Below are 21,529 nucleotides of genomic sequence, written 5' to 3'. Positions count from 1 at the left end.
TGATTATTTGGATGTTTTTTATAGTAGCCCTTGATCAGGTTACAAAGTATATAGCCGTAAAAAAGTTAATGAATCAACCTAGAAAGACCTTTGGGCCTATGATATTTCTTTATGTAAAAAACTATGGCGGCGCCATGGGTTTTATGAGAAAAAAGCCATGGCTTATAAAGTGGTTTTCAGTGGTCCTTTTGGTCATCGTTTCTTATCTATTTTTAACGTCAAGTGACTGGCTTCACAGATTTGCACTCATAACCATCATCGGTGGTGGCATGGGTAATGTGCTTGACCGGTTTACTAGAGGCTATGTCGTTGACTTTTATTCATTTAAAATAAAAAAACTGCCATATTTTAATATAGCAGATTTCTTCGTCATTATGGGTTGCTTACTCTTAATGATTGTTGAGCTTAATGTCTAGGACTTTCAGTGGAAGTCCTTTTTTTACGTCTAGGTGCAAGACCTTAGGCGGAATAAAATCATAAGCTGTATCGGTGTTGATGTTTTCATCACCTTTGTTGACATAACCTGATGAGAAGATGGTATGAATCTTATCAAAAAGAGGTAGATGGCCCATCTCTATGGCCTGGTGGCCTCTGACAACTAGGTCAATGTTCATATGTTTTAAGTAGTTGATCAGCTGGTCTTCATAAAATTTAAAACGCTTGCCTGTATGTGGTGTTTTCTTGTCTTGTATAGAAGGATCAGACCATAGAATACAGTCTCTGATTCTGGTTTCTTCATGATCAAGAGTCAAGTCTGTCAGTTGACCGTAATCTGAGATATAGAAGAACTGATCATCTAATGGTCTTGGAATACCACCATGAACAGCCTTGATGGTTACCTTGTCTGTTAAAATAAAGGCTGCCACATTTAAGGTGTTCATAAAGGTCATATATAGGTCTAAGAGCTCATCGTCAAAATCTTTATGGTTTTGATGCAGATGGTTTAAATAGATGTAGAAGTAATCCATATCTTCTTCTACCTTTTTAAGGTAGAGTGTGACTTCCCCATTTTCAATCTTGCCAATATCATGATTGCCCATTAGAAGGTAAATATTTTCCGGGAAATGTTTTTTTAGAAGGAGTAAGATATTTAAGGTCTTTAAATGATTTTTACCCCTGTCCACATAGTCGCCTAAGAAAACAACTTTAAAAGGAAGCTTTTTATCTACTTTTTCAAAAAATTCGATAGAATCCAATAGGTGTTCTAGTATGAAGGCATCTGAATGAATGTCCCCCACAAAATAGTAATCGCAGTTGTCATCTAAAAAGTAAAGATCTTTATAAGAGTAGCAACCACTGATTTTTCCCCTAAGTGACTTTGTATCAATGTCTTTTATGATATTTTCAAGGCCATTTTCTTTTTCTGATTGGTGTATTTTTAAAACATCTTTAAGGAGAGATTTGTTAAAGTCAAACCTTTCCTTTGAATCGCTCTCTAATAAGAGGTCATTGTTCATGTCTTTCCAGTAGGTATTGATAAGTTTCCAAAATGATGATTTTGTCATGGTCTTCTCCTTACAAAAAAAGTACCCAAGTACTTTATTTGGCTACATTTTTAGTTGCTGTATAGAAATTGATAAAACCTGCAAATATAATAAGTCCTGCACCTAATAGGAAGGTTGTTGATAAAGACTCACTCCAGAATATCACACCCCATAGTGATGAGAAGATGATGTTCATATAGGTATAGATAGACAGCTGAGAAGCTGGTGCATATCTGTAGGCATTGGTCATAAGTAGTTGTGCAATCAATGCAAAGACACCAATTAAACACAGTAGTAAAAGCTCAGTCAGGGTTGGCATAACAAATTGACTTATCATAATAGGTGCTGTGATGATGGTTGAACTTAAACAGAAGTAAAAGACGATGGTCATTGGACCGTCAGTGTGTCTAAGTTCTCTAATGATTGTATAGGCTGCTGCTGCAGCAACTGCACCCAAAAGACCTACCATAGCAGGTAGTATATCTACATTCATTTGTGGTCTTAATAGAACCACAATACCAGCCAAGGCAACTAGCACTGCAAAAATCTGACTTGTTCTGATTTTTTCCTTTAAGAAGATACCACCTAATATGATAACAAAGAAGGGTGATAACTTATTGATAACAACTGCTTCCGATAAGTTTAGAAGACTGAGTGACCAATAATATAAGAAAACACCTGTTAAGCCAAAAGCACATCTGCCGGCCATAAGTTTTTTATTTTGAACCTTTAAAATGCTTTTATCTCTTATAACATAGAAGGATAAAATCAAGACCCCGATGAAGTTTCTAAAGAAAACTTTTTGAATCAAAGGGAACTCATTGACCGATTTTACCGTCGTAGCCATAAGGGAGAAAAACAAAGCTGCTAATATAATCAGCAAAATACCTTTTCGTTTGTTTGTATCGCTCATTTTTACTCTCTTTCTCTAGCTGAGGCAGTCAAACTACCTTAGTCACATGTATTATAACAGAGTGATAAGAAATTACAAGATATTAAATTGTTATGAAATGTAATGATTTTGTAATTTCACAATATGCATTTTGTGGTATTATGATAGGGACGTATGTCAATAGAAAGGAACGAAAGTAATGAAATTTTATATAAAATTGTTTGTCTTATGTTTGGTCGGCTTCACACTTTTATTTGCAGGTGTTTGGAAGTTCATGATTAAAGATGCTGAGATTGATCAAGCAGTTGTGGCTATGCCAGAAACTGTTGAGCAAGACTTCTCTTTACCAGGTGAAGACGAAGAGCCAACTAAGGAAGATGAAAAGCCTACAGAAACAGTTGTAGAAGAAATAAAAAAATCACCACTTGAGTTATTAGTAGAAGAAAGTGACAGAGTAAATTTTGTAGTATTTGCACATGATGGTTCTAGAGCAGATACAATCATGTTTGCAAGTTTTGATCCATCAGACCAGTTAGTGGATATCATCTCTATTCCAAGAGACACTTATTGGTTGGTAGAAGGTTATACTGAAAGAGCAGACCATAAGAAAATCAATGCGGTTTACGGCCATGCTGGTGAAAAGGGTGGTTCTTTAGGACTGAAACAGGAAATTTCTAATATGCTTGGTGTGCCAGTTCATTATTATGTAAAGTTTAACTACAATGGTGCAGCAGCAGTTGTAGATACTTTAGGTGGTATTGAAGTGAATGTACCTTTTGATATGAAATATGATGATGTTTGGGCTGAACCAGAACTTCATATAGATATCAAAGCAGGTCAACAAGTATTAGATGGTAAAAATGCAGTTGATTATTTAAGATGGCGTCAAAACAATGATGACATTACATCAACAGGTGATTTACCGAGAATTGATAGAATGCAAGACTTCATCAAAAAAGCTATTAAGAAGTCAATGAGTTTAAAGTTACCTGCTGTTGTTAGCACAGGTATCCAATATGTACAGACTGATATTGCTGCCAATTTAGCCATCTCTTATGCAGATGATGCCATTGGCATGTCAACAGAAAATATTGTAACACACGATTTACCAGGAGAAGCACCACCAAAGTCTAGTTATTTTATAGGAGATCCTGCAGCAATTGAGAAGTTGCTTGTAGAGATTTATAGTAAAGGACAATAAGATGAAAAAGTTTTTTAAAGTATTAGGCATTCTCTTGCTAATCTTTATACTCTTATCAGCAGGTGCCTACGCTATGTTTAAAGCGACTTACGTGCCTTCTCATGAAAGACGAGAAGATCCTGTAGAGGAAGTGGTAGTAGAGCTTCCTGATCCAGATCCTGTTGTAGAAGTGATTGAAGAACCTGTTAAAACAGAAGAAGAGTTATGGCAAGAATGCATTGACGATTCTGACCGAGTGAATGTCTTGTTATTCGGTACAGATGGTTACCGTGCAGACACACTGATATTTTTATCATATTCAAAAACAGAAGAAGACATTGTTATGTTAACAGTACCGAGAGACACCAAACATGAAGTTGAAGGTATGACAGCACAAGGTCAAGATAAGATCAATGCAGTATTTTGTTTCCCAGGAGATATGGGTGGTGCAGACAATCAACGTCAAGCCATTGAAGATATCCTTGGTGTACCGATTCACTATTATGTAAAGGTTAACTACTGGGGCTTAATTGCCATCGTTGATACATTAGGTGGTATCAATGTCAATGTACCTTTTGATATGAACTATGATGATCCTTACGCTAAGCCAGAACTGCATGTTCATTTAAATGCGGGTAGTCAAACACTGACGGGTGATCAAGCCATGGGTTATATTCGTTGGAGAAAGAACAACGATGGTAAAGGTGATAGTGATTTAGCAAGAACACAAAGACAACAAGATTTCATTTTAAAAGTGGTAAAGAAATCATTTGGTCTTAATATCACAAAAGTCATTGATGTCTGTTATGACTACGTTAGAACAGACTTAACCAAAGAAGATATTCTATTTTATGGTTCTGATTTGGTATCATATGATTTTAATGAAGTAAGACGTTACTCATTACCAGGTGAAGCTGATTATAGATATTTCTATCAAGACGAAGATGCGACACTGGATCTTCTAAAAGAAATCTATGGTTTTCAAATGGAAGATGATTTTGCAAACAATGAAGAATAGGCTGGTAGTTTTACCAGTCTTTTTAATACCTTAAAGTGTTCATTATTGGCTGAGTGACTTTTCATTTTTCAGTAGTTCATGTAAACTATAAGTATAGGAGAGGGTAGATGAATATATTAATACTTGATGATGACAAAGCAATAAGAGATTACGTTTCATCTGTTGTTGAAAGAACATTAAAAGAATCCAATTTATTTGTTGTAGACAATGGTCTAGCAGCTCTTGACGTTATTGAAAACAATCATATTGACTTGATGTTATTGGATGTGGAATTAGATGAGGCAAAAGAAGTATTAGGTCTTGATTTTGCTAAACTGATTTCACGAGTTGCAAAGAACATCTCTTTTATCGTTATTTCAGCCCATGATAAATATGCTGTAAGATCATTTGAAATACATCCGTTTGCTTATATTGTAAAGCCAATAGATGAGTTAGAACTTATTAGAGTACTTCAGGAATGGGTATTATTAGAATACGATGATCAAAATGAACCTGAGAAAAGATCACTCAACTTTTCAACGAAAAAAGGTGTGGTGATTGTGCCTTTTGAAGATATCATCTATTTTGAAAAGCACAGAAGGTTTGTAAGAGTTGTGACGGAAAGTCAAAGCTTTGAATGTACAGAGTCTATCAGGGAAATTTTGACTAGACTGGATGATCGTTTTTACCAGACATACCAATCATTTGTTGTAAATATGAATAAGATTGTTTCTTTAGAAGTTCTAGAAAACAGATCATGGGAAATAAAGTTTGATGCTGTAGAAGGTACTGCTCTTCTAAGTCGTTATAAATACAAAGAATTTTTCGAGTTATTTGAAGGACGTCGAATATAATGAAGGAAATAATGAAAAGCATGGTTATGAAATTATTACAGTTGCTAATAATAGCATCTGTATTTGCCATGTTTTCTTTTGTTTTTGCAGATGATTTAATAGAACTAGAGTATGGCAATGAAGCTTATGAAGAATTTATGTCCTATAAATTGGAAAGTGGCTATGACTATCAAGTGTCTGATGACAAAATCCTTAGGATTGAAGACCATGTACTTTATGCCAATAGATTTGGAGATGCCAAGCTGATTGTGAGTGATTTAAATGGTAATTTTATTAGAGAAACAGAAGTGATTGTTTATTTTGTAGGAAATGAACTGACACCATTTAGTCCGGCAACCATCAATAAACCTTATCTTTCTGGTTATCCGGATGGCACCTTTAAACCGAAAAACTTTATGACAAGAGGTGAGCTTTCTGTTATCTTATGTGAGCTGATGCCTATGGAACTAAAAGTAGGTAATTCATACATTGATTTACATGATGATCACTGGGCAAGAGATTATCTTTTAAAAGCTGCAGACTATGGTTTTATAAGTGAAACATCAGAGGAGGAGATATCCCCTGATGCTTATATCACTAAAGAAATGATGGCACAGGTTATCTATAGATATTCTGACTATATGATGCTTGATCTCTTGACCGACAAGGTAGACTTAGTCGATACAGAGAATGTTATGGTTTACCATGCTATAAACTCTGGTGCCATGATGGTTTTTACAGACCAATTTGAACCGGAAAGCTTTTTAAAGAGAGAAGAAGTTGTTAAAATCATCAACTATATGTCTTCTAGAAAAATTCAAACATCGGGTCAATATTTTACAGACGTAGACTTTACAAATCCATTATATTTGCATATACAAGCATCTGCCAAGTAGCAGGTGTTTTTTTAGTTTGACATAAAATGTGCAATGGTCAATTACACTCTATATGTGCTAAATAAGTCCAAATAAGGATAAATAGCCATAGGGTGTTTTTTTTGTAGTGAATGAGGATAGTATGATGATATGGAACATGTTCGGGATAATGTGTTTTGTTGTAGCACATAGCTGCACGCCTTGAGAAAGCGTGGTGCTACAAAATGGGTTTTAAGTTGGTTGAACTGATAAGGAGGTTAGGTTTGAATAGGTTAGTAATTAGGAAGCCGCTAGCATTACTCTTATCCCTAGTAATGTTGGTGTCGAGTGCGCTTGTTTATGTACCCGCGTTTGCAAGTGTACCAGATGAAATTGTAGAAGGGACTGAGATAATTGGTCTTTTGAGAGGAGATCCTTCTAATAGAGTTTTTCTAGTTGAATCTCAATATGAAGAAGGCGGTTATCATGATTGGGTAATAGTAGGTTATCGTGCAACAAGACGTGGTCCTAGACCAATATATGATTTATTTTTCCATCATGGAGTTGAAGATGATGATCAAAAACTCGTGGAAATTAGTTCTACTATGTACCTGGAACCAGGCGATTATGATATTATTGTGACAACTGCATTTACTACTGTTCGCGATGATATTACTGGTCGATATGAGGAGTTTGCAGATATCGTAAGTGAATACGATATCACAGTAACTACTAATCAACCACCGAATTTGGTAGATGATTATGATGTAGAAGATTTTGATATGGAAGCGACTGAAGATGTTAAATTTGAGATGGACTTTAGTGGCTATTTCGAGGATGGCGATGGTCATGATGTCAGAATTGACAGCATCAGTACAGATGTAGACTTTGGTCATGATGAAACAAGTATCTGGTATATGCCACCAGAGAACTGGAACAGCGGAGAAACTTCTGACGATGTCATTGAAGGTACGTTCACTGTAGTGGATGTAACGGCCTTTAATACTAAAGAATTAATCGTTGAGTTCTCTGTGGATTTCAGACCAGTAGACGATACACCAACTGCAGGTGACATTGCAGTAGAAACCGATAAGAATGTTCCTAAGGTTGTGGATATTGCAGGGTATGTGTCTGATGTTGAGTCAGAGGATCTTGAACTTGTTGCGGGTTCAGTAGTTGCATACAATTCGGGCGAAGATATTCACGGTACAATAACTGGTTATACAACTTCTGGTTTTACTTTTACACCAGATAATGATTTTGTGGGAACTGTATTTCTTAAGTATACAGTCACTGAAAAGAATTCTGCAGATACTGATTTAACTGCTGATGGTATGATCGAGTTAGTTGTTGTAGATCCAGGTACTGATAATCAGGCACCGTATTATAATGGTACTGTATTTGAAGTAGATGAAGGTCAGCAAGATGTACCATTTGATTGGATGGACTATGTAACTGATCCTGATGGTGATCCATTAAGTCTTGTAAGTGGTATCAATCCAAGTGTTGGTAATATGGAAGGCGATGAAGTAGATGGTTTCTTCTATGACCATGATGGTTCAGAACCAAATCCAAGTGGTGCAGATGGTACCATCGAGTTTACAGTAAATGATGGTGAAGTAGATGCCATTATTGTTGTAGAAATTGAAGTAGATGGTCAAAATGATACATTACAGGCAATTGATGACAATGCTCAAGGTCGTGAAGATAATAGAGCTTTTGTTGATGTAGTTGCTAACGATATTTATGGTGATTTTGAAGAAATTAGAGTCATAAATGGTTATATGCAAGGAACAAAATGGGTAAACGCAGAACCATCTCATGGTGATGTATGGGTATCTTCTCAAGATCCACATGTAATTGTTTATGAACCAGACAATGATTTTGTAGGAATGGATACTTTCGCCTATGAAATTGAAGACAAAGATGGTCAAACAAGTATTGGTGTTGTTTTAATTGATATTAAAGGTAAGAACGACAACCTTAGATGGATGAACAATGACACTATGTATACTAGAGAAGGCCGAATTGTTGAAAAGAACGTATTGAAAAATGATAAGTTCTGGTCAGATGTTGAGTTCATCTTTATTAAAGAACAACCAAAACATGGTACTGTAGACATCAGTACAAATGGGGTAGCAAGATACGAGGCTAATCCAACTTATGATGGTTGGGATCACTTTAAATATGAAGTGAGATTAGAATCTGGTGAAATAGGTTGCGCTACAGTTTGGGTATGGATTGGTGAAGTTGACAAAATTATTCTTATGGATGATGTAAGAAGTGCTTGGGAAAACTCAGAAGAAAACTGGTATCCAATCAGTGACAATGATATTATCCTAGCTGGTATCGGTAGATACTGGCCATATGGAGATGCTTCATCAGGCGACGGTCCATTCCATGGTACTGTTGAGTATGATATGGATGATGGCGTTCTTTGGGCTAACTATGTGCCAAATCCAGGTTATCATGGTATAGATACATTTAGATACATGATAAGAGACAATGACTGGTGGTATGATATTGCTAGCGTTATCGTGAATGTTGTTCCAGTTGAGCATGAAGAACATCGATTCAAAGATTTCTTTGTAAGTACACCTAGCAACATGTCTGTACAAGTTGATGTATCAGATCAACAGTTTGTACCGGAGTTTGATACAGACAGTTTAAGTGTAATTACACACCAAGTTATTAAAGAGCCTTTAGTAGCTCCAGTAAGTACTGAGAGTGTAGGCTTTACTTTGATAGATCCTCCAGATCCAAATGATCCTAGATTAATGGATATTGATGTTGGTGTTAATGGTACATTATTAACATTCACACCTGGTGGAGATTTAGGCACAGCAACATTCAGATATGACCTTAGAGATGATTTAGGTCACTATGGTTATGGCTTAATTGATATCTTTGTATTTATCAGTTCAGGTGAAAGAATGATTGATGTGACAATTCATGATCCTGTATATGTAGATCAATATGCAGATAATGGATTAGAACTAGTAAGAGAAGGCGTTGTCTATTATGGAGAAGATGAAGACACACTTAAGTATGAGAAGAGAATCTTAGGTATGGGTCAACACTTCTATGACGACAGCTTGAAACAAGGTAATGGCTTACCACTTCCAATTCACTATTATTATGGTGACTTCACAATCAGATACTACATGTTAAATGGTTCTGAAACAACTGTTAGTGAAGAATCAAGACAAGTGATTGTAAATGGTAGACCAATTATTTCAATGGGAGATGTGAATCCAGAAGATATTATGCTACCTGAGGGTGGTGTCGATTTAGATGCTGAAGTAGCACTTTCTGTTGATGATGAGACTTACTACAGAGAATTTGACATTTTAGATGAACTGTATGGTTATGACTATGAAGATTATAATCATGATGGTTTAGATATCTTCCCAGTTGAAGATACACTTAATGATATGCCAACGGACTTAGAAGTTAAGTTTAGATTACCAAATCCTGATGAAGATCCATTAGTAGATGGTGACGAATATCTAGAATTCCCAATTGATGAGTTCTGGGATGTACTATTAGTTGGTGATATCAGTGAAGGTTATGAACCACTTGGTTCAACTATGACATCATGGGAAGATATTGATGGCAATGAAATTGATTTCTCAGTTTATGAGATTCAGTTTGCTATGGTAGATACACTAGAATTAGAGTCTTTCTGGACTCCGGTTTGGACACTTAAGGTTATGAACAATCCACCAGAAATTGAAGGTGTAATGCCATATGATATCTTAACTGTAGATGACCTAATGGACCCAATGGCTGGTATTGAAGTCATTGATCCGGAAGATTTACAAGCTGCAATGCCTGCTCCAGAAGGTGATGTAACACCATCTGAATCAGAACCACTTTATCTTCCATTAGAGCAGTACATTGACTTTATGATTTACGATGAAATCGCAGATGATTATGTAGATCTTGAAGCTGTAGACATCAATGAACTTGAACCTGGTGTTTATAGATTCTTATACAGCTATGAGGATATGCATGGAGTAGTAACTGAAGAACAAACATTGATGATTATTTTAACAAATCCATTATTAATGTTAGAACCTGAAATTATAGAAATGGAACCAAATGGTTGGTATCCGGTTTACAACGGTTTAAGATACGATGACAGTGAACTGTATGACCTATTAAACGAATCAGGCATCTGGTATAGTTTCCACACAGAATTAGGTGCTTTCATAGATGATGGTGATGGTTTAGTCTACTTAGAAGAGTTAGTTCAACTAGATGAGTCTGAAGAGATTATTTACAAGTTATTCGTTGAACTTCACTTTGACCCATATGAAGTTGGACCAAGTGGTGGCAGTCAAGAACCACCATATTATGACACAACTCAAGAGTATACAAGACAAGTTCTTATCTCTGATGAAGATATGGGGCAAATTATCTACTTGGTAGATACTTGGAGACCATTTGAAACAGGTTATTTAGAAGAACACGTTGAAGAACCTCCACTTGGAGAACCTCCTTCAGTTAATGAAGAAGGAAGAATTGAACCTGCTTGTAGTTATCTAAATGTTTATCCACTGTTGATGAAATTAAATCCTGAAACTGGACGTGATAGACTTGTAACTGCAGTGACATATGATTATGATGTTAGAGGTCAAGATATCTACTTCTACAGATATGGAGCACCGGATGATATTGCAGTAAGTGAAACTGGTGAAATCTATATTCTTAAAGGCAGATGGATGTATGAGTTTAATCATGAAACTATGATGTTTGAAGAATTATTCAATGTTGCAGACGAACTTGCAGACTATGCTAGAGCATTTGACTTTACCGATAGTGATGGTTCATGGTGGATTCACCTACAATCACTGACAATTGATGAAAGAGGTTATTTAGTTCTTGCATTAGAAGACAGTTCGCTTAATGATATGTTGAATACGGATTATGACTTTGAATATTATGATTCATTGTTATTATTCTTCGACCCAGACGGATTTGTACCCGATATGCCAGATAAGGGTGACCAAGGTACAGAACCTGGTGTAACACAAGTTGATCCACCGCCAATTCTACTAGATGTTAAGTATCTTGTAGAGCTTGCTCTGATCGATTGGGGTACAGTAACCTATGACGATGGCAACGGTGGCTATGAAATGGATAAAGAGCCATACCACTTTATTGGTGACTTGGCATTTAGTGAAGAGGGTATGATTTATGGTATTGGTGGTTATAGATATGATCCAACCATTCAAGATAGTGTCGAACCTTCAAGTCACATGAATAACTCACCTGATAAGTACTTTGAATTGTTTGCATTAGAGGTAGAACCTATGCCTGAACCAGATCCTGAGTTAAGTGAAGGAACAGAAGATGCGAATGGTAGCGAAGGCTTAGATAGAGACGATTTTGCAGAATACTATAGATTAACTACTTTTAATGAGTTAGAGTTTGGATACAAATACAAAGGCTTAGCTGTTGTAGGTGAACAGATATATATCACTAGATACATGTCTTCAAGATTACTTGATAGATTAAATGACATGAATAATCATACAAATGGTGTATCTGCTGCTAAGATGCAAGTTAACATGGTTGAAGTTGACCTATACAGAACTGAATTATTAGAGTTTGGATGGGAAGACGGTTTTGTCGACAGAGAAGATATGATGCATGTTCATGGCATGTTCATGGCTGCTACAGGTGCAGCTGGTCTTGAGACATTAATGACACTTGATCCAACAAACAGAAATATTACTTTATACAATGACGAATCAGCTACAAGTAAGACAGCTTCTTTCGCATTAACTACTATGCCTGAAGAATCATATGTCGATATTGATTGGACAGTTGATTCAGCTCATGCATCTTATGTAACACATGAAGGAAATGGCTTATTTAGATTAACAACTGCTGTAGATGGTGATATGACAATTAACTTTACAGTAAGTGCTATGAATCTATATTCAGGAAGCCTAGAATCTATTCCAGGTACAATTGTTGTAGATTATAGAATAAGACCAAATGATGACGATGACGACGATGATGGTGGTAGTACAGGCGGTTCATCAGCTCCTTCTACACCAACAATCAGAGTTAGTTTAGACACCGATGCTGTAACACTCGATTATGGTGAAACAGCAGATCCAGAATTTACTTCTTATGACTTTACTGAAACTGTAACAGGTACAGACGATGAAAGAGTCACTTGGTCATTAAGTGATGATGAGTTTGTAGAAGTAGATGAAAATGGTGTTGTAACAGCGAAAGCAGGTGTACCTGCTGATACTGGTGACTTTACTGTAACCTTAACAGTAAGAACAGTAGATGGTGGTGCTACAGATACTGCAACTATTTTATTCCAAGAGCAGGTACCATTAGGTGCTATAGACTTCTTTGATCCATATATTGCAGGTTATCCAGATGGCACATTTAGATCTAAGAATCATGTAACAAGAGCAGAAGTAGCTTCAATGTTTGCTAAGATACTAAAAATGAACTTAGACTATCCAGGCACTCAGAAGTTTAGTGATGTTCCTGAGACTCACTGGGCATATGCACAAGTACAAGCAATGTTCAGATCTGGTTTATTCGTAGGTTATTTAGATACAGAAGGTTCTAGATACTTTGATCCTGAGGCTCCAATTTCAAGAGCTGAGATTGCACAAGTATTTACAAACTACTGGAACTATCTAGATATCTCAGTAAATGGTGGTACAACTACACCAATCACAGATGTACCAGATACTCTTTGGGCAGCTCCTGCTATTAATAGAATTTACAACACTGGTGTTGTAACAAGCTTCACAGATGGCACATATAGACCATATGATCCAACACTTCGTGAACAAATTGTTTATATGATAAACAGATTAATAGAGAGACCTCCTAACCAAGCACCAGCTAGTAAATTTAATGACATTACGCCTGATGCTACCAACTATGGTGACATCGAGGCTGCATCTCAAACCTACTTAAAACTTCAAGATCAGTAGGGAAGTAAAAGATTGGACCGAAAGGTCCTTTCTTTTTGTGCAAAGGTTTCTGCATATATTTAAAGAGTGGCGACTCCTTATACAGAGCTAAGAGCAGGTTAGGCTTTTGAGTTTAATCTGTAGTTCTTAGATAGATACTGCAAAAAGATAGAGTCTATTAGAAAAAATTGCCATTAGTTTGAAAGACCACCTCCTGTGGTATATAATAAAAAAGATAGGTGTTGTTATGGGGGTAGTATGGAAAAGCTAAAGAAAGTATACCTTTTTATAGGTACTGCAATTGTTGCGATTGCATTAATAGATTTGTTTTTCATAACCAGATTTAGATACAATGTTGTCTTGAATGTAGACTTCTTTATTCGAGTAACCTTGATGACCTTTATCTTTATATTTGGTATTCGTCTCATTAGAAAGATTGATAGGATCTTTGTAGATAGAATACTAGAGTTAAATGTCTTAAGAGCCAAACAAGCAGTGATGGATGATTATCGTGATGTTTCTATAGAAAAACACGAAATCACAAGAAAGCTTCAGATTATACAGTCTTATGCCAAGATGAAAAACTACGACGAATTAGAGGCATATTTACAAAGCGAATTAGAAAAAGAGTAGACTTATGAAAAAAGGATTAAGATATCTAAGATTTGATATGATCATCTTTCAGATTTTGATTATGCTTTACTTATTTTTATATGGTGGTTTCTTAGGCGAGCATATTGTTATGATTGGTTTTATCTTAACAGCGGCAAACTTGATTTACATTCTCTATGAGCTAGAGAATATCCACCATATGATTTCAAGTGATGAATCTAAAAGAAATCGTGTGGTACTTTTAGATGAGGAAAAGCAAAAATCACTCAATCATATTAAAAACATAAAAAGAATATATAAGAACGAATCTAGAGATACACTTTTACATTATATTGAGAAAACGCAAAAGGAATACTACGATGAGAAGGTGTTGGATTACGACTTAGAGATACTCAACATCATCCTTCAGCGGTATATTCATATCTGTAAGAACTTAGATGTAGAGTTTGAATATGATATTCAAGAAAATGTCAAGTCACTACTTGATACAGCTGGTATGACTGGTGAACAGTTATGTACCGTTTTAGGGAATCTATTTGATAACTCTATAGAGGTGTTGAAGAATCGTAAAAACAACAGACAGATGAATCTGTCAATTTTAGGGACCGGTTACCAAGTGATTATTCAAGTTTCCAACAATGGTGCCAAGATTCCTGATGATGTAAAAGATAAACTCTTCAACTATGGTTATTCTACCAAAGCAGGCTCTAGAGGGGCTGGTCTCTTTATTGTGTACAAGCTGGTTGAAAAGGTGAATGCGAGAATTTCGGTTCTATCAGATGATAAGAGAACGTCATTTGATATAGTATTTGATTTAGAATAGGAAAAGCATGTTTTATAATTACCCAATTCATTATTTATACGATCTGTTGGCCATGGGCGTTATCTTGTTTCTTGGCAAACAGTTGTTTAATTTAACAGTAACAAAAAAACAAATGGGTCTGTTTATTGGGTGGATGATGCTTTGTTATCAAATCAATTTTTACTTGGTGGTTCCCTATTTACAAAGAGAACTCAAGTATATCGTCTTGTATTTAGGTCTCTACATTGGCTTTAGATATATCATCAAGCTGAAGACCGTCGGATCCTTGATTGTTATTACGACTACATCAGCTTTAAATGGCATCTTCACAAATATTAATCTGTACTTTATGTTGGTATTTCTTTTTCCAAACTACGGTGTTGCTTTGGAAGCGCAGCATTTACAATATACATGTTATATTGTTAGTATTGTTCTCTTGTCTATTTTGACAAAAGTTTTGAACTTACAAATATTTGATTTGGAAAAGTATGTTTAGGAGTCGCTTATGTTGGCAGTACATTGGGTTTTTGGTATACATAATTTAATCATTACTTATTTGACGGTAAGCATCTTAAAGCAATTGTTCTACATCAAAGTGGAGCAAAAGATGGTTATGGCTTATGTACTCTGGATGCAACTTGTCTTTGTCTTTAATGACTTTGTGATTCAGGTGCATCTGCCATTAGAGTATAAGTATCCGTTCTTGTTCCTAGGTTTTTTAGTAGGCTTTCTGATATTTTTAAAGCTGCCACTCACATCTAGTGTGTTAATCATTATAGTCAATATGGCTATTAACAGTTTGGCCACCAATGTCAATATATTTACCCTCTTGATCCATCAGTTTAAGTCTTATGGCTTAGCACTTGAAAATGACTTTTATCAGTATACAACACTTGTTATGGTCATGATGATGATCTACATAGTTCTGAGAACATTTGATGTAAGAATACTAGATATTTCAAGATACAACTAAACAAGCATAAATTCTGGCTATCTAGGCCAGTTTTTTTATGATTATTTTTACGTATTGTTAAGTTAAATAAAAACTTTTGTATAAAACTTATATTTTGTCGAAAAATGTGTCCGGTCACGTCTATTTATCCAATCAAATGGTCTAACTAGAAATTTTATACTTTTTTCATTGTTTATCAAAATATCTTTATGTATAATAAAAAGGCTGAGGATTGTAAAAAGGAGGAAAGAATGAAGTTATTAAGGAAGCTTCTCATCAGAATTGTAGCGATTATCATCGCAGTCAGTCTGGCGATAGGCGGATACTCAATTTTTAGATCATACACGAGTATGAATGAATTGGTATCGGATAAGGTCGATTCGGAATTGGCTCTAAGAGCTAAATTAGTAGAAGAAAAATTAGAAAGTACAGTACGCTTAGTAAACGTTATAGCACATAATCCGAGTGTGAAAAGCGCAATTAAATCAGGTCGTAGCAATAGTGGCGTACAAGAAATGCTTACAGACGTTGTATTAGATAATGGTGATCTAATGGACTTGATAGGTTTAGTTGATAGTTCAGATACCTTGTTTGTATCAGATGCTGTTAACAGCCTAAGTGGTGTAAGTGTTGGAGAAAGAGATTACATAAAAGAAGGAAAAGAAACAGAAGATGTTGTCATCAGTGAGATTGTTGTTTCAAAGAGTAGTGGTGAACAGGTTGTTGTAATTTGTAAACCAATATTTGAAAATAACAGATACATCGGTTCAGTTATTGCTTCTGTAAAGTATTCACTTGTAGTTAATTTAGTAGAAGATACTAAGATTGGTGAACACGGTTATGCTTATATTGTTGACAATAAGGGGGATGACAGAGGTACACTTGTTTACCATAAGAATGCTCAATTAGTAGAAGACAAACACAACTTATATTCAGACAATAATCCTGAATTGTCTGCATTTTTAGACAAAATGCAAACGAGTGATGAAGATTCTGGAGAATATGAACTGAATGGTGTTTCTAAGATTGTTAGGTACAAGAACTTTGAAAACTGGTCACTTGTTATTACTGTAGATGAAGATGATCTGAATTCTACTTCAATTGGCATCATGACTGTGACGATTTACATGATTATCGCTGCAGTTATCCTAGCGTCTTTAGTAGGTTTTGCAGTGGTTCACTTCTCTATCATCAAGCCTATTCGTTTATTGGAAGAATCAATGGCTAAGGCAGGTGAAGGTGACTTAACATCTCCAGTAGAAATCAAGACTAAAGATGAGATTGAAGAGCTGGGTCACTCATACAATAAGATGTTAGAAAACCAAAGAGCAACACTATCTCAGATCAACGATATTTCAAACTCTATGGCTGCATCAGCAGAGGAGTTAACGGCTTCTTCAGAAGAAGTTAATGCGAGTTCTGAAGAAGTAAGTCAAAACATTGAAGAGATGATGAATAACATCCTTTCAAATGAAAGCATGATGTCTTCTGTTGAAGAAGAAATGACTAAGTTAAATGATTCTATTGATGTATCAAGTGACCTTGCTAATAAGAGTCAAGAGGTGTGTCAGGAATCCATGGCAGTTGCATCTGAAGGTCGTACAGGGGTACAATCATCGGTTCAGTCTATAGCCAATATTTCTAAATCGACATCAGAAATCATTGAGTCGTTTGCTGAGTTAAACATTCAAGCTAAGAAGGTTACAGGTATCAGTGAAATCATCAAGGGTATTGCTGAGCAGATCAACTTACTTGCACTGAATGCATCTATAGAAGCTGCACGTGCTGGTGAAGCGGGTAGAGGTTTTACAGTTGTTGCTGAAGAAGTAAGAAAGCTTGCTGAACAAACAACATTAGAGTCAGCCAATATCCACGAAGTATTAAATGAGATTTCGACATTAATCGATCATGCCAACAACAATGTTAATGATTCTAAATTACACGTTGATCAAGGTGAAGAGACAATTCAATCACTTGATGGTAAGTTTATGAACATCATGACAACTTTTGAATCATTAAATACATTTGTTACTGAGCTTGAAACAATCTGTAAAGATCAGGTAGTTATTTCAGACGATATTATGTTGTCTGTAGAAAATTCGACAAAATCATCAAAAGAGAATGCTTCAAAGGCACAGGAAATTTCTGCTGCTGCTGAAGAACAATCGGCTATTACAGAGGCTTTATCTGCTGCTGCAGAAGAATCTAGTCAAATGGCCCTTGATCTTAATGATATGATTGGACAATACAAATTATAAGATGTTTCTTCGGAAACATCTTTTTTTTGGCTAAATAGCCACCATATCGGCTAAATGAGCAGGAAGTATGGTTATTTTTTGTGAGTGTCGTATAATATAATTAAATTTGGCTGAGATGATAATGAAGTGGGATAAGACTATAAGAGAGGTCTTGTCCCATTTTGATTTTTGTACACAAATGGTCCTATCCTCATATTGAAGAGGTGTATAAGGAATTTTTTTTATTTGCTTATACATTATAAAAATGAAAAATGGCCTGAAAGCTTCTGATTGCAAGTGTTTTATATAAAATAGACATGTAAAACATGCTCGTTTTTGGCTAAATAGGCGCTTATCTTGCTAAATAGACATACCTTATGATTATTAACATATCATGAAGTATAATTAAAGTAGTTAAGGAGCTAGGTATGTTTACTTTGCAGTGTTTAGACGATATTAAAACAATGAGTTCAGAACAACTTAAACATAGCGATTCATTACCACCAACTGCCTTACTGAACAATCAATATGAAATTCTTTTTTTAGAAGGCATATGTCAAGGTTCATTTCTTTATAAGGCAATTGATTTAAAGCGAGATGTTTTTGTGACCATTAAGGAGTTTTTTCCAAGAGATGCTATAGGATATGAAGAGCAGCTCTATTTGGTGCGTGATTACGAAACACTTAGTCTACGTTTAATGGATGAAACACCTCTAAGACAAAAACAATATGAAAAGCTCTTAGAAAGTTTTTTAGAAGAGGCAAACTATCTTGAAAAAGTATCTCATGGGAGTCCTATATTAAAGATTCAGGAATCCTTTTATGATAAGAATACAGCTTATCTTGTATTTAACTACAACAAGTGGCCAACCCTACAGGACTTTATAGATACAAAATATCAGTTTAATACACAAGAACTTAAGTGGCTAACGAAGGAACTTGTTGATATGATCAGTAGGTTTCATAAAAGAGAGATTGTTCATAGAAATATTAATCCTAAAAATATTTATATCAAGCAAGATGAAATACTCATTGATTCAATAGGTACATGTGACTATTTAAAAGACATTAAAATATTTGATGCAGACGCTTATGAATGCAGATATTATGCCCCTGAAATCATTATGCATAATGGTGTGATTGGTACTTGGACAGATGTTTATGCCATTGGTAAAGTGATTATAGATGTCATTACAAGTATGCATGAGAGTGGTGATTACTTTGAAGGCTTAAACATGCTTTCAGGTGAACTCAAAGATGTTTATCAAAAGCTTGCTTATAATGCCATTCAATTTGACCATAATATCCGTACCAAAAGTGCTGTTGAGATGAAAAAGGTATTGTCATCCGATGAAGATTCATCTTACTTTAGAACGCCAAAGGCTGTGATAGCCATGATAGCCATGATTTCTTTTTTCTCATGTCTTATTCTAGTATGGCAGTACAACAATGACACCATGATGTCAGATGATTATTTGTTTATCGAGGAGGAAGAAGTACCTCTTGGACAGGTGATAATCGAAGACAAACCATGTTACTTCCTATTGGATCATTTGGTTATGACAGATACAAGTCTTGATATCAGGTGGTTGAAGAAGGAACATGTTCTGATCAGTCATTTAGAAATTATCAACTCAAATAAGGAAATTCTGACCATTGATTTACTTGAACACCAGATATCTGTTAATATATCAGCCTTTGATTTGCCAGAGGACAAATATCTTGTTAAACTATATTATAAGATATCGGATGAATTACTATATGAAATTATGCATTTAGAGATTAAAGAATAGACTTGGTCTATTCTTTTTGGGTGGGTTATGAAAAAATACAAGAAGTTAAAGATATACAAATACTTGGATAATCCTCATATGGTCGAAAAGATCATTGAAGCTGGAGGTGACCTTAACAGGATTTACAGAAAGACTAAGGAGCATGCACTTTTCTTTGCTGTAGAAGATGGTGTCAGCAAGGACGTTTTAAAAATGTTACTGGATGCAGATATTGATTTAAATATTCAAAATAAACAGGGTGACTCTATTGTCCATGTCTGTAAGGACTTAGATAAGCTGGAGCTTATCATTAGTTATGGGGCAGATGTTAACTTGTTTAACAAGGCATCTGTAACGCCAATTTTTGGCTGTATCGATCATGACCGTGCCAAGCTACTTGTTGACAGTGGGGCTGATCTAAATGTCTGCGATGCTGATGGCAATCACTTTTTAAAGTCTATACATGCATCTGATTTTGATTTGATGAAGATTTTTATCGATAAGGGATTAAGTCGTTTTCTAGAAAAGACAGGCTTAACATTAGATTCGTTTTTAGAGACTTGGTCAACACGTGAAGTAGTCGCATACTTTGAAAACAAATTGGTGACAAGTCCTGAACTATATAAACTACAAAGAGATTAATTTAGCTGTATTCGGGTATACCTCAATTAGGAGGGCTTATGGATATATATGTAGCGAGACAACCAATATTTGATGCAGACTATAAAGTTGTTGCCTATGAGTTGCTTTATAGAGACAGTGCAGAAAACAGGTTCAATGCCCATTTATCAGATAATGTGGCAACATCTTTACTATTAATGAACTCTTATTTCAACTTTGGACTGGACAATCTAGTCGGTGATACAAAGGCATTCATCAATTTTGACAAGCACTTGGTTGAAATGGGTGTGCCAGAACTCTTGAACAATGAAAGAGTATATGTAGAAATACTGGAAACGGTAGTGCCAGATAAGAAGCTCTTAAAGAGGCTACAGCATTTAAAAGAGCTTGGTTATACCTTAGTATTAGATGATTATTGTTCAAACTATCCTCATGAAGACGTTTTGGATCTTGTGAAAATCATCAAAGTTGATTTTGCCAAGTGTGATGATGATTGCAGAAGAGATGTTGTTGAAAGAATAAAAGGTACGGACAAAATCCTATTGGCTGAAAAGGTTGAAACAAAAGAAGAGTTTGAGCTGGCCAAGTCACTGGGCTATACTTATTTCCAAGGTTTTTATTTTGCTAGACCTTCTGTTGAGACTAGAAAAACTATGAACTCAAGTGGCTTGCAATATGTGAGATTGATGAGTGAACTGAACAATCCCGAACCGGATTTTCATGTTCTATCAGATATCATCTTACAAGATGTGGCTTTGACCTATAAACTTCTAAAGCTAGTAAATGCCAATGCCAAACCCATAAGTGAGATTACTTCTGTTCAGCAGGCCTTGGCAGTTCTCGGTATAGATCATTTCAGGACCTGGCTGTCACTTGCCATGGTACAGAACATGTCGAGTAAAGAATCGTCTGAAGCTGTAAAGTATGCGCTTATCAGATCAAACTTGCTTTCAAAGATAGCCAGACATTCATCTATGAAAAAAGAAGAAAACTTACTTTCTCTTTTAGGCACTCTTTCTGTTTTGGATGTTATACTTGAGATGAATATGGCAGATGCTTTAGAAAATCTACCGATAGGGGAAGAAATGAAATTGACGCTTCTGGGTCATGAAACAAGGTACTCAGATGCTATGAAACTCTGTTTAGCCTATGAAAAGGGTGTTTTTGACGAGGCTGAAATTGCAGCCAAGAGATTAAATTATGAACTGACCATGTTACCAGAAGACTATGTATCTGCTATATCATGGGCAGAGAGAATGTTTATTGAACTGAGCTAAGTCTCAGTTTTTTTGCGAAATGCGCAGTAATATGGCTAAATATTCCTAATTTCTTGC

Annotated in this window: 16 protein-coding genes; 14 read left to right on the top strand and 2 right to left on the bottom strand. The window is 35.5% G+C overall.

Going from position 1 to position 21,529, the window contains the following annotated elements; all coding sequences use genetic code 11:
* The first annotated feature begins 11 nt into the window (after positions 1 to 11).
* On the top strand, positions 12 to 416 hold the full coding sequence (gene lspA / locus EZV73_RS06240) for a signal peptidase II (protein WP_240839374.1): 405 nt from the start codon (positions 12 to 14) through the stop codon (positions 414 to 416).
* On the opposite strand, the gene EZV73_RS06235 is transcribed toward lspA, so the two are convergent.
* A complete protein-coding gene (locus tag EZV73_RS06235; protein WP_240839372.1) occupies positions 390 to 1,505 on the bottom strand; it encodes a metallophosphoesterase family protein in 1,116 nt (371 codons plus the stop codon). The two genes, lspA and EZV73_RS06235, sit on opposite strands and share 27 nt — an antisense overlap.
* Positions 1,506 to 1,539: 34 nt before the next feature.
* Entirely contained in the window at positions 1,540 to 2,397 is an 858-nt protein-coding gene (locus tag EZV73_RS06230) for a DMT family transporter (RefSeq protein ID WP_240839370.1), read from the bottom strand.
* 178 nt (positions 2,398 to 2,575) lie between these two features.
* On the opposite strand from EZV73_RS06230, the gene EZV73_RS06225 reads away from it, so the two are divergent.
* The 13 genes from EZV73_RS06225 (at position 2,576) to EZV73_RS06165 (ending at position 21,472) form a co-directional block, all read left to right on the top strand.
* On the top strand, positions 2,576 to 3,577 hold the full coding sequence (locus tag EZV73_RS06225) for an LCP family protein (protein ID WP_240839368.1): 1,002 nt from the start codon (positions 2,576 to 2,578) through the stop codon (positions 3,575 to 3,577).
* Position 3,578: 1 nt separating this feature from the next.
* Complete coding sequence (locus tag EZV73_RS06220) at positions 3,579 to 4,574, top strand: LCP family protein (RefSeq protein ID WP_240839366.1); 996 nt, start codon at positions 3,579 to 3,581, stop codon at positions 4,572 to 4,574.
* A gap of 107 nt (positions 4,575 to 4,681) precedes the next feature.
* Positions 4,682 to 5,407: a LytTR family DNA-binding domain-containing protein gene (locus EZV73_RS06215; RefSeq protein ID WP_240839364.1), complete on the top strand. Its 726-nt coding sequence runs from the start codon at positions 4,682 to 4,684 to the stop codon at positions 5,405 to 5,407.
* Positions 5,407 to 6,282, top strand: coding sequence for an S-layer homology domain-containing protein (locus tag EZV73_RS06210; RefSeq protein WP_240839362.1), 876 nt, complete (start codon positions 5,407 to 5,409; stop codon positions 6,280 to 6,282). The genes EZV73_RS06215 and EZV73_RS06210 overlap by 1 nt, the downstream gene beginning before the upstream one ends.
* A 242-nt stretch (positions 6,283 to 6,524) precedes the next feature.
* Entirely contained in the window at positions 6,525 to 13,220 is a 6,696-nt protein-coding gene (locus tag EZV73_RS06205) for an Ig-like domain-containing protein (protein WP_240839360.1), read from the top strand.
* A gap of 237 nt (positions 13,221 to 13,457) precedes the next feature.
* Positions 13,458 to 13,832, top strand: coding sequence for a hypothetical protein (locus tag EZV73_RS06200; protein WP_240839359.1), 375 nt, complete (start codon positions 13,458 to 13,460; stop codon positions 13,830 to 13,832).
* Between the two features lie 4 nt (positions 13,833 to 13,836).
* The gene (locus EZV73_RS06195) at positions 13,837 to 14,634 is read left to right on the top strand and encodes a sensor histidine kinase (RefSeq protein ID WP_240839357.1); all 798 of its coding nucleotides are present in this window, start codon (positions 13,837 to 13,839) and stop codon (positions 14,632 to 14,634) included.
* Between the two features lie 7 nt (positions 14,635 to 14,641).
* Entirely contained in the window at positions 14,642 to 15,109 is a 468-nt protein-coding gene (locus tag EZV73_RS06190) for a hypothetical protein (RefSeq protein WP_240839355.1), read from the top strand.
* A gap of 9 nt (positions 15,110 to 15,118) precedes the next feature.
* The gene (locus EZV73_RS06185) at positions 15,119 to 15,586 is read left to right on the top strand and encodes a hypothetical protein (RefSeq protein ID WP_240839353.1); all 468 of its coding nucleotides are present in this window, start codon (positions 15,119 to 15,121) and stop codon (positions 15,584 to 15,586) included.
* Between the two features lie 230 nt (positions 15,587 to 15,816).
* Complete coding sequence (locus EZV73_RS06180) at positions 15,817 to 17,823, top strand: methyl-accepting chemotaxis protein (protein WP_240839351.1); 2,007 nt, start codon at positions 15,817 to 15,819, stop codon at positions 17,821 to 17,823.
* A gap of 407 nt (positions 17,824 to 18,230) precedes the next feature.
* The gene (locus EZV73_RS06175) at positions 18,231 to 19,595 is read left to right on the top strand and encodes a protein kinase (RefSeq protein ID WP_240839350.1); all 1,365 of its coding nucleotides are present in this window, start codon (positions 18,231 to 18,233) and stop codon (positions 19,593 to 19,595) included.
* A 27-nt stretch (positions 19,596 to 19,622) separates the two neighbouring features.
* Positions 19,623 to 20,216 (top strand): ankyrin repeat domain-containing protein, encoded by a 594-nt coding sequence (locus EZV73_RS06170; RefSeq protein ID WP_240839349.1) that lies wholly within the window; start codon positions 19,623 to 19,625, stop codon positions 20,214 to 20,216.
* A gap of 38 nt (positions 20,217 to 20,254) precedes the next feature.
* Positions 20,255 to 21,472: an EAL and HDOD domain-containing protein gene (locus tag EZV73_RS06165; protein ID WP_240839348.1), complete on the top strand. Its 1,218-nt coding sequence runs from the start codon at positions 20,255 to 20,257 to the stop codon at positions 21,470 to 21,472.
* Positions 21,473 to 21,529 lie beyond the last annotated feature (57 nt).

The organism is Acidaminobacter sp. JC074 (assembly GCF_022496765.1).
In the GTDB taxonomy this organism is placed as follows: domain Bacteria; phylum Bacillota; class Clostridia; order Peptostreptococcales; family Acidaminobacteraceae; genus JABXKX01.
This window is presented reverse-complemented; position numbering and strand designations above follow the sequence as displayed.